The 10,993-nt window shown below is 39.1% G+C and carries 10 protein-coding genes; 2 read left to right on the top strand and 8 right to left on the bottom strand.

What is annotated here, in order from left to right; all coding sequences use genetic code 11:
* Window positions 1-13: 13 nt before the first annotated feature.
* The 3 genes from I6F45_RS07440 to I6F45_RS07450 all read right to left on the bottom strand — a co-directional run bounded on the left by I6F45_RS07440 (window position 14) and on the right by I6F45_RS07450 (window position 4,093).
* Entirely contained in the window at window positions 14-727 is a 714-nt protein-coding gene (locus tag I6F45_RS07440; RefSeq protein WP_197141171.1) for a DUF1499 domain-containing protein, read from the bottom strand.
* A gap of 108 nt (window positions 728-835) precedes the next feature.
* Window positions 836-2,176: a DUF1501 domain-containing protein gene (locus I6F45_RS07445; protein WP_197141173.1), complete on the bottom strand. Its 1,341-nt coding sequence runs from the start codon at window positions 2,174-2,176 to the stop codon at window positions 836-838.
* Between the two features lie 9 nt (window positions 2,177-2,185).
* The gene (locus I6F45_RS07450) at window positions 2,186-4,093 is read right to left on the bottom strand and encodes a DUF1800 domain-containing protein (protein ID WP_197141175.1); all 1,908 of its coding nucleotides are present in this window, start codon (window positions 4,091-4,093) and stop codon (window positions 2,186-2,188) included.
* Between the two features lie 170 nt (window positions 4,094-4,263).
* Here I6F45_RS07450 and I6F45_RS07455 point away from each other — a divergent pair, with 170 nt between their 5' ends.
* Complete coding sequence (locus I6F45_RS07455; protein ID WP_197141177.1) at window positions 4,264-4,479, top strand: hypothetical protein; 216 nt, start codon at window positions 4,264-4,266, stop codon at window positions 4,477-4,479.
* Window positions 4,480-4,528: 49 nt separating this feature from the next.
* On the opposite strand, the gene I6F45_RS21570 is transcribed toward I6F45_RS07455, so the two are convergent.
* The 5 genes from I6F45_RS21570 to I6F45_RS07480 all read right to left on the bottom strand — a co-directional run bounded on the left by I6F45_RS21570 (window position 4,529) and on the right by I6F45_RS07480 (window position 10,368).
* A complete protein-coding gene (locus I6F45_RS21570) occupies window positions 4,529-5,944 on the bottom strand; it encodes a diguanylate cyclase domain-containing protein (RefSeq protein WP_331460644.1) in 1,416 nt (471 codons plus the stop codon).
* Window positions 5,945-6,491: 547 nt separating this feature from the next.
* The gene (locus I6F45_RS07465) at window positions 6,492-6,836 is read right to left on the bottom strand and encodes a hypothetical protein (RefSeq protein ID WP_197160106.1); all 345 of its coding nucleotides are present in this window, start codon (window positions 6,834-6,836) and stop codon (window positions 6,492-6,494) included.
* A 48-nt stretch (window positions 6,837-6,884) separates the two neighbouring features.
* A complete protein-coding gene (locus tag I6F45_RS07470; RefSeq protein ID WP_197141179.1) occupies window positions 6,885-7,349 on the bottom strand; it encodes a nuclear transport factor 2 family protein in 465 nt (154 codons plus the stop codon).
* Window positions 7,350-7,444: 95 nt separating this feature from the next.
* A complete protein-coding gene (gene hrpB / locus I6F45_RS07475) occupies window positions 7,445-9,871 on the bottom strand; it encodes an ATP-dependent helicase HrpB (RefSeq protein ID WP_197141181.1) in 2,427 nt (808 codons plus the stop codon).
* An 83-nt stretch (window positions 9,872-9,954) separates the two neighbouring features.
* Window positions 9,955-10,368 (bottom strand): group II truncated hemoglobin, encoded by a 414-nt coding sequence (locus I6F45_RS07480; protein ID WP_165734702.1) that lies wholly within the window; start codon window positions 10,366-10,368, stop codon window positions 9,955-9,957.
* A 280-nt stretch (window positions 10,369-10,648) separates the two neighbouring features.
* Here I6F45_RS07480 and I6F45_RS07485 point away from each other — a divergent pair, with 280 nt between their 5' ends.
* Complete coding sequence (locus tag I6F45_RS07485; protein WP_007581220.1) at window positions 10,649-10,846, top strand: CsbD family protein; 198 nt, start codon at window positions 10,649-10,651, stop codon at window positions 10,844-10,846.
* The last annotated feature ends 147 nt before the right edge of the window (window positions 10,847-10,993 follow it).

Raw genomic sequence — 10,993 nt, forward strand, 5'->3', positions numbered from 1 at the left:
AGGTTAAGTCGTTTTATTTTTCAAGTAAGGTGTTTAGTTCATTAATAATTGAATGAATGCGCTCTGCATTTTTTCCTAAATCACTACGCCCTACTCGCGACTTACTACGAATATCAACAAAACGTTGGCTGCCTTCATCTTTAATACGAATTACCACATCGTCTTTAAAACCAAACCACGTTGTTGTATCGGTAGCTTCCACAATACCTGTAGCCGTATTTGCACTTACCACTGCAAAGCCAAGATTTTTAACTGCTTGTTCGCTTGCTGTCATTAAATCGGCTTTAGATTGTGCAAAGCTTAACGTTACCAGCTCAGGGTATGCTTTGCGTTGCTGTACTGCCGTTTCTTCACCCGCGTATTCTACTGGGTTAGATGCATTTGCACGCAGTGGTGCAATTGCTACAAATTTTGGTGGATTAACTAAATCAGTTGAAATGTCATGAATTGCCGGTACACCTTCAGCCTTGTTCATCATATTAAGTGGCATAGCAATAGCCACAACCGAAAATACAAGTGCAATAACACCACTGCTTAGCGTTAACGTTTTACGCATAAATAACGCTTGTACTATAAGTAGCACCAATGCAGCGCCACCAGCATAAACGCCAAATTTAAACCCCGTAAACGCAACACCTAATTCTACAATACCAAATTTATACAAAGGCCCTGGCAGTATTACAAGTAAAAAAGCGATTAAACTAACTAAGCTCACTAAAACTTTCATTTTATGATTCCTATATTGTGTGTGATTTTTATTATTAAAACAGATAAGCACTATTAACCAGTAGCTTATACTACTAACAAGTGCTTTTAGATTACTATTAGCGACTAATTACACAAAAAAGTCCAATGTTGTGTGATCAAAGTTACTCAAGTTTGGAAAAATATCAACAAGCTCAGAGCTTGGCACACCAAACCACTGAGCCAATGTGGCAAAGTACTGCTCATTTGCAACACTTGGAATTAAACGCCCGCCACCGGTATCTTGTGGGCCATCCAAATGTTGAGTTAGTAGCTCGCCATATATATTGCCGCCTTTTACTGCGCCGCCCATTACTATTTGGTTTCCTGCCCAACCATGATCAGTGCCATCGCCATTTGAGGTCAACGTGCGACCAAAATCAGACATAGTAAACGCAGTCACTTTATCTGCCATATCAAGCTCTTTCATCGCGCTATCAAATTCACTTAACCCTTGAGCTAACGTATTTAATAAAGCAGGGTGCGTTGTTAATTGGTTATCGTGCGTATCATACCCCCCCATAGAAACAAAAAACACTTGGCGCTGAGTGCTCAATTTTGCCTGTACGCTAATTGTTTTAGCTACTGCTGCAAATTGCTCACTAAGGCTATTATCGCTAAATGGGGTAATAAGTGCAGGCGCGCTTTCTAACGCGCTGTTCATTGCTTGAGTGTTATTTATCGCACTTGTTAAGCCATTGGCATAAGCTGTACTTAACGGATGGCTCGTATTGCCTAGTAAGCGGTTCATAATAGAAGTTACGTGCTCGCTACGAGGTTGATACCCTCCAAACGCGTTAATACTACTAATGCCACTTTTGTTAAGCGCAAATGCATTGCTAGCACTTCCCGTTTGCCATAAATTAGTACCGTCGAGTGATATGTTAGCCGCAAATTCATCCTGTAATTCTAAGCGTTCTAAAAGCCGTGCACCCCAGCCACTATTAAGTGATTGTTTTTCTCGACCATACATCCATGCAGCTTGCTGATCGTTATGCGAGAACAAATGCTTAGGCAAACCTATTGTTTTATTTTTATAGTCACTCAATGTTGTGGGAGCGAGTAAAGTACCTACCCCACCTATAAATGCTAAATTTTGAGATTCAAACACATTTTGTATAGGTTCAAGTGAAGGATGAATACCGACTCCACCGGCAAACTGGCTTTTAATACTTAACTCAAGTGGGCTCTCTACCGCTAGGTTCTGCCTACTTTGCTCGTAAACACTACGTTGCTCGCCTTCAAGCGGAACTAGCATATTTAACGAATCATTCCCTCCGTATAAATACACACACACTAATGCTTTGTAATCACCTAGCTCAACGGCATTAGTCGCTCCAGTTAATGCTTGTAATTGCAGGCTCGTTAACGCGGCAGCCGATACGCTGCCTTTTACACATAACGACAAAAACTCTCTTCTATTAATGCTCATTATGCGTTCCTAATACTGCACGTTAAATTCAGGTGAAATAGCAATCATATATAATAAATACGAAACCCGTTCACGGTATTGCTCTTCATTAAAATAGGCATCTAAATCAAGTAACGCTTGGCGCGTGTCACTGCTCATTGCGCCTGCAAAATATAACGTGTTGTACTGAGCTAGTAGCGCGCTAACACCGTTTTTCTCTAAAACATTCATGTCGTCTTGAACATAAATATAAATACTATTTGAATTTAAATCACTGCGCGCTTCTGCGGTACTCCATACTAAGCTTGCGTAAAGCGCGTTCATGGTGCCAATCAGTGTTGCGTCGTTTGCTATTTGTAATTCTGGTGCAACAATACCTTCATTTCGCAAAGCTGCGGTTTGATAATCAGGCCTAAAAAAGTTAAATACCGAAGCCGACTGCATGGGTCCTTGTCCGTAGCTATTTATTAAATTCCATGTTTTATAATAACCCGCTGGCGATTTAGCATCGAGATTTCGCCAAAACTGTACAGTTTTTAAAATAGGCTCTTTAATTTTACCTTGGTAATTAAGCACTGAGCCAAAATGCCGCGCTTCATCATCTAAATAAATAGCCTTTACTACCGCAGCTAAATCGCCGCGTACACCAGCACCGTTATCAATAAATACACTAGCTACTCGTTCAACATATTGCGGTGTTGGGTTTGAGGTAATTAATCGCTGAATAAGCTGCTTGCTAATAAACGGCGCAACATTTTGATGGTTAAATAAATTATCGAGGGCTATTTGCAATGACTCTTCTGCTGCATAACCTTGTGGTATAACCTCACCGTTTAGTAAGGTTTTTTGTTTACTAGAGTGGTACTCATCAAACGCTTGCATTGGATTAATATAATCGCGACTTTTACGCTTAAAAGTTTCGCTGCTTGCAAACGTCCAACCTGTAAATACGCGTGCAAAACCCTCTATTTCTGATTGCCCGTAAGTGGCAATGGTATTACCTTGGGCATCAAGCTTGGCACTACCATCTAGGTTTAGCTCTTCAAGGCCAATAGTAAATAATTGCATTACTTCACGTGCGTAATTTTCGTCTGGGCGAATATTGAGTGCATCATCGGCTTTCTCATTCCCTAAGTGACTTAAATAAGTCCCCATTATTGGCGAAAGCGTTACATCTTCAAGTAGTTCACGATAGTTACCAAAAGCATGCTTTAGTAATAAATCGTAATAAGTGATCATGCCCTCAGGTTGGCCTCTTAACGCGCTGTTTTCATCCGACACTACTAGTATTTCACTTAACGCAAACGCAACTCGTTGACGAAGTTGATCGTCGCTTTGCATTACTGCTTTCCACCATGCGTCAATACGGCTTATGTATTTAAAGTCGTCATCGTCATTTAGCTTTACTAAATAATTACGGTGATAATTAATAGGTAGCGCTATTTGTTTATCAAGCCATTGCTGCTCGCTTAACCCTTGTGCGTTTTGTATTTCACTAAGCTTAGGTCCCATTGTTGCTTGATGCAAAAGCCTTGCTGCGCTAACCTCATCCATATTATTACGCGCTGTGAAACTCAGTGTTTTTGCATTACTTGCGCCTTCGTTATCGGTTGCTGTCACCGTAAACGTATAATCAACAGGCTTGTAACTTTGTGCCTCGGGAATGGTTAACGTCGCACTTGTTGACTCTAAAGGCTCGCTAAGCACTGTTATGCCAGTAGTTTGTTGCCATACAACAGATTCAATAGTGCCGTCTTTATCGCTGGCTGTTGCTATTAGTTCAACTGTTTGGCCTTTACTTAGGTCGCTGGGAATATCAGCTACTGACAAAATGGGGATTTTATTTCCGTTAACGGTTGGCGTATCATCTGAGCCTGAACCACCACAAGCGCTTAGTATAAAAACCGAGCTTGCGATCAGAGCAAATTTATAATGCATGTAAAGTCGTCATCATTTGTTAATTAAGGTACGTTAGTGTGTACCGAGTTTGATGCATTTATTGAAACACAAAATTTACAATTTAACTCTTTATTTTTTGTAACCGAATCATGAACGCCCCATTAATAATGCACTAGCTGCAGGGGTAAACAGCCAGAGCTTTATTATTTATGAAAACAGAAATTCGCTATCGTTTTGAATCTTCACAAGTTGCTAACCGGTTTTTACACGAGCTAAAAAACTGGCCAGTAAACGATGTGAAAACGCGGCTTTTTAATGGCGGCGACAGTGTAAAAGTAACATACGAATACGACGAAAGTGGTTTTGATTACACTTGCGCCGAACTTGACGACCTAGCACAGAGCCATGGCGGGAAAGAGGTTTAAGCGTTTTATAATAAAAAACAGCTGATGCATCTTTAATAATTCACTTGAATTATATAGATTTGATTGATGTTTTATCTCTACCTGAGTTTTTCGCTTCGTAAAGCATTATGTCAGCTTCTTTAATTAGTGATTGCATAGACACATTATTACTACTTAAGGTTTCTTTTGTAGCAAATACACACCCAGCACTAATTGTTAAATATTCACGTACAGGCGACGCTTCATGAGGTAGATTTAATTCCCTAACCGCCAAAAGCAATTGCTGAGATATATCTACAAACTCTTCATAAGAAAGCTGTTTAAAGAATAATATGAACTCTTCGCCGCCATAGCGCGCCACTGTACCTGTGTTTTGCTTAGCTACTTGCTTTAGCTTTTGGGCAAGAGCTTGTAAAACGTTGTCTCCGCCTTGGTGACCATAAAAATCGTTATAATTTTTGAAATGGTCTACATCAAGTAATATTATTCCAAAGGCATTTTTTTGCTGTTGAGCCTGTTCCCATTGCGCCACAATAATTTCGTCAAAGGCACGCCTGTTGTAAATTTGGGTTAACCCATCAATTTTACTTATTTTTTCAAGCTTAAAATTTTGATCTTTAACTTGTTTAATTAATGCATTAAACCCGCTAATTAAAACGCGCATTTCTAAAAATTTATTACTGAATCTCAGAGGCTGTAAATCGTTTTTAACCAACATTGAATTGATAGCGGACGCACCGTTAATAAGTGGTTCAATAAAGTAACGATTTACAATATAGAAACTCAAAAGTGACATTACAAAAAACATTAACAAAATAAGTTTTAAATAGTGATCAAATAAAACTGGCAGTGTTTGATGGTGGTGCTTAATGTTCAAAGCAATAAGTGGATTACCGTTTATATCTAGAATCACCCTTTTCCTTTGAGTGGCAATGTCCTCTCCTTGGAGGCTCCCTTTAAGCGTCGCAATATCGTTTAAAGAACTAGCCTGTTCTATTTGTAAGTAGCTAAGCTCCACTTGTGCAATCTCAGCTAAGGACTTGATCAACGACGGTCTTACTTTTTTTATAAAAACAATACTACCAACAGGCTCACCTGTTTTATCTGTTCGCTTTATTACATGCGATGCAAACATGACAGGGCCGTCCGCTGTTTGCAAAAAACCAGAATGGCTTAAACTGTTGTCGTCTTCAGAGGCTTTTGAATTAGGAATAATTACGCGGTTTAATTTATTAACCTGTAAATCTAAATCAGGCGCATCAAACTCAGTATGTTTAATATAATCATACGCTTGCCCGTAAACCATATTAAAATTTATATCGTAAATAAACACACCATCAATTTTGAGAGAGTTGAAGGTGTCACCTACAAAGTTTGAATCTACATATTCTACGTCAAAATCAGCCATGTAATTATAGGTATCATCCCATACGGCGTAGTCATAATTGAGTGTTTCTAAAAATATAAACTCTCTATCAAGCGCAATTTTAAGACTTAATAATTCACGATTTTAATAATCTTCAATACTAGTGTTTATGGTCGGCAGGCTAAAGAAATAGCGGTACCCTACTAATAAACTTGTTACAAAGCACATTAAAATCAAAGTACCTATTATTACAAAAAATCTTAATGTCATAGTCTCTATCTAATCGTGTAAAATTAAGTCAAAGTAGCTTACATTTTTATATTTTAGACTCCCTGTACCTAAATAATAAATAATTAGCTTCTTACTAAAGCGTAGTATAAATTCATGAGCAGGAATAAACAAAGTTTACTATTAAATTTTATAGCGTTAAAACTTTAGCCCTTTCAATAATATATTTAATATAGACATAAAATTATACCAATTCGCTTAATTAAGTGGTCTATTTTGAGGGCGGAAAAACGTGTTGATAGCTAGGCAAAAAATTCGCTATTTAGTTGTTCTAAATGAGAATTTTTTAACGCAGGTAGCGACACGTTTAACCCCGCAAAATGATTAAGTATTATTGCGGATTGGTATTACACATTTAAAGTAGTACAAAAAGCTGAAATTATTCCACTACAGAAAACTCTACTTTTGATGAAGATGAACTCGCAAGATCCAATACTTCATAATAATTTAAGTCATCAATTTTTTTACCAATAATAAAGTAATTCACTTCATTCATCATGGTAGGGTCGCCTATTATATCTTCTGCGCTTTGCACGTCAGAAAACTGAATTGACATTAAGGCACCTAAAAAGCGCATTGACTCTTGAGGTTGTAATGCCTTTAAAACTTTATTAACTCCTGCCTGAGTTGATTCAGGCGTGGAGCCATCAAACCTAAAATCACTTTTTGTACTAACACATGCACTAAGCATTAATATTGATAATGCGATAAGTAAATGTTTCATATATATCCTTATTTGTTTTATTAGTTATTCGTTTATTCGTTTATTCGTTTATTCGTGATATTTGCGGATCATCGCCACTTTGCCGTTTTCAATTTCAATCACTTCCATCATTGTGGAGGTGTACTCTATTGGCTGCTTATTTTGCGGATGAATACCTTTTACATAGTTTTTATAACGAATAGCAAAGCCTGTATCGTTAAACACAAATGTATTAAGCAGTGTGCTTTCAAACAATGTGTGCGCACCTAAGTAAAAACTCATACCTTTGCGCATTTGCTTTTTACCATCTAGAGTACGTGAGTCATCCGGTTGATACGGAATATGCTGATTGCCAATATCATCGGTTAACAATACAAGGTAAGCCTCAAGCTCTTTAGCACCTGCGTTAGGTGCTTGTGTGGCGGTCATTGTTTTATAGTACTGCTGCGCAAACGCATTTAAGTCGAGTGGCTTTTCAGCATAAGCCGAAAAAGCAGTTACTAGAGCCAAACCTAACGTTAGAAGTAGCTTCATCACTTATTCCCTGTAGTTAAAAATATTGATTCATTTATAGGAACACTATATTAATATGTTCAACAATAAAACAAATAGTTTTAAGTAACTAACACCTACATTTTGCTCTTTACTCTGTTGGTTGCAACGCTGTTGGCAGGGTCGTCTGGCCAAAAATGCTTAGGGTAACGACCTTTCATTTCCTTTTGCACATCGCGGTAACTGCTAGCCCAAAAGTGTGCTAAATCTTGAGTAAGTTGCAGTGAGCGTTTACCTGGCGATAGCAACTCCATAAGCAGTGGCAGTTTACCGTTGGCAAGCATAGGCGTACTGGTCAAGCCGTAAACTTCTTGCATACGCACGCTTAGCTTTGCGGGGCCATCAAGCTGGTATTCTATTTTTATATTTGAGCCACTTGGCACCGTTAAGCGCAGTGGTAACAGTGCTTTTAAAGCGGTTTGTTGTTGCCAATCAAAACAGTTTTGTAATGCTTCAAAGTAGTTAAACTTTTTAAGCTGCGTGAGCGTTTTAATATCTTCTAAAAACACGCCTAGCCACTGCGCTGCATTTTGAATGAGTTGTTGCTCATTTATTTGTGGAAATTTATCGGGTAATAACTTACTTGTTAAGCTCATGCGTATCAATAATTGCTGCGCATCAGGTTGCTCGTTAAATAATGCAAAACCGTGTTTAGCAAATAAGTTTAGCCACGCTTTAGCGCGCTCGCTCTTATCTAGTTTTTGTTTACTAGGCTGGCTGCTGAGCGTTATAGCCCCGAGCTTTACTTCATCTTGATGAATAAAACGTGCTGATTTTTCGTCAAACTCACAGCGAGTAAGTTCACTAAATAAATGCGGTAAAAATTCTTGTAACTCAAATGGGTTAAGCGCGGTGGCTGAAAATATACGCCCTCCTTTGTGCCCGCCCATGGTTGCTATAGCTAAGTAATCGTCGTTGTGCCAGTAATCGGCATTTAACTCAGCACCTGCACCATTGGCAAGTAGGTAACCATTACCGCGTTTTTTAGCGATGCGATCGGGGTACGCCAATGCCACTAGCAAACTAATATAATGCGTATTTAATTCGCTGTTTTCGTCTTTTACTTTTAAGCGGCTTTGCCAATATTTTAACTGTTGTTTAAATACCGGATGCGGACGTTGCTGTTGGCTATGCAACGCTAAACTCAACTCGTTTGCACTGTTTACTCGGCTCTCAAGTAATGCCACTAAATAAATAGCGAGCCTAAAAATACCAGGGAGTTGGTCATCAAGTATTTGTGCTTTTAGTAGCATATGCGCCAAACGAATATCAGCACCAAAACCTAACATTTTACTGCCAAGCGGTGTGAGCTTACCCTTGCTATCAATAGCTTCTAGCATGTTGAGCAGGTTACTTGCTTGCTCGCATTGTTGCTCAGTAGGCTTATCAAGTAGGGTTAGCTCATCAATACTGGCTCCCCATTGCTTTGCCTCAAGCATAAGTTGGCTTATGTCTGATATGAGTATTTCGGGATTGTCGTGGCTATTACGTCGCTCAAAGGTTTGCTTAGAGCCCAGCCTATATACAATGCCCGGCTCTATTCGCCCTGCACGCCCTGCACGCTGCACAGCTGAGGAGCGCGATATACTTTGTGTTGTGAGCTCTGTAACCCCTGTTTTTAAATTAAAGGTCGCTGCACGGCGCTTGCCGCTGTCAATTACAATGCGTATGCCTTCAATAGTTAAACTGGTTTCGGCTACATTGGTGGTAAGCACGACTTTGCGCATACCGTTTGGTGCAGGAGCAATAGCGGCTTGCTGATTGGCTTTATCTTGCTCGCCAAATAGCGTTGCTACAGTGCAGTTACTGGGTAAATCGCTAAGTGCTTGCTGCACCCGTAGTATTTCAAATTGCCCGGGTAAAAATACCAATGCACTGCCTGTTTGCTCATTAAGCGCTTGTTTTATTATGCTAGGAATTGCATCAAGCCAGCGGCTTTCATCTTTTATGGGTATGTAGACTTCGTCTATTGGGTAACTGCGACCGCTCGATTGAATTACAGGGCAATCAAAAAACGCAGTGTAACGCTCAGTATCTAGCGTTGCCGACATAAGCATGATGGTTAAGTCTTCACGCAGTGCACTTTGGGTCTCGAGCGCAAAGGCAAGTGAGGTATCGGCTGCAATTGAACGTTCATGAAATTCATCAAATATAAGTAAATCTATATCGCTTAATTCGGGGTCGTTTTGCAGCATGCGTGTAAGCATGCCTTCGGTTACTATTTCAAGGCGCGTATTAGCGCTGACTTTACTCTCGCCCCTAATCCGCAAACCTACACTTTGCCCAACACTCTCGTTTTGGCACTTTGCTAAGTAACTGGCAATATTGCGCGCGGCTAAACGGCGTGGCTCTAGCATTACAATGCGTTTAAAATGCCCGTCGCGCATAAGTTGTAGTGGTAACCACGTAGACTTACCAGCACCAGGCGGCGCTTGTAATAACGTAATAGGATTACTTTGTAATGTAGTAACGAGTTGTTGATATATGTCTTGAACCGGCAGCACAGCTATTTACCCTAAATTGCTTTGCAGGCATTGTAACAAAAAACCAAAGCCTAGCTGCGGTTGATATTTATTAATAATTGCTATTAGCTACCCGACACCATTCTAATTCGATCTGCAGGCACTCGTAATTGATCCATTAAGTAAATTTTAAATGAGGCTTCGTAAGGTTGCTCATCAACCGCTTTTTGCATGCATAAAAGCCATGCATCACTTTGCTCAATTCCTACATGTAAATGTTTATGCGCTTGAGGAATGTTAATACTGCCAAAATGTTCAGCGTATAATTTAGGACCACCTAACCAGCCCGACAAAAAGTAAGCGAGCTTTTTACGTGATGCTGATAAATCTTTTGAATGCATACTCCTTATATTTTCAGCCTCTTTTAAAGCGTCCATATTATCGTAAAACGCATTCACCAATTGTGTAATACCTGCTAACTCACCTGCCATTTTGTATGAGCAGTCATCCACTCCGTATTCACACGTTTTTGTATTCATAACTCACTCAGGTTAACTACTTTGTTTAATACCTGCATATTAGCTTAAAACAAAAATTTAAGAATGAGTTACATCAAAGCGGCGTAACTTATGTCAGCAATAATTACAGGCTGCTATGTATATTTTTTAATAAATAGCGCAATATTAAAAACAAAATCGCTCAACATAAAAATATAACCAACTGATAATAAAAACAATAAAACCATTATTATTCCTTGGTACAAGGCTTGCTACTTTATAACTGACAGTTAATTCACTAACCTAAAGTAAGGATAAACTTATGAACAGCGATCGTATCGAAGGTAATTGGAAAGAACTTAAAGGTAAGGCTCAACAAAAATGGGGCGATCTTACCAACGACGATTTAGATAAAATTGAAGGTAGCCGTACAGAGCTAGTTGGTAAAATTCAGCAGCAATACGGTAAATCTAAAGAAGAAGCAGAGCGTGAAGTTGATGAGTTTGAAAAAGGTCGTTAATCGCTAACTTTTAAAAAAACCGCCTTTTGGCTAACACCGATCAGTTAAGGTATTTTTGATCGGTTGACCGATCTTTTGGTTGCTTCACAATACCCTTATCATCTTTTGATTATGAGGGTATTTTTATGCTTAGTCATTGGTTACTTG

The sequence above is a fragment of the Pseudoalteromonas sp. SWYJZ19 genome, from assembly GCF_015864375.1.
Lineage (GTDB): Bacteria > Pseudomonadota > Gammaproteobacteria > Enterobacterales > Alteromonadaceae > Pseudoalteromonas > Pseudoalteromonas arctica.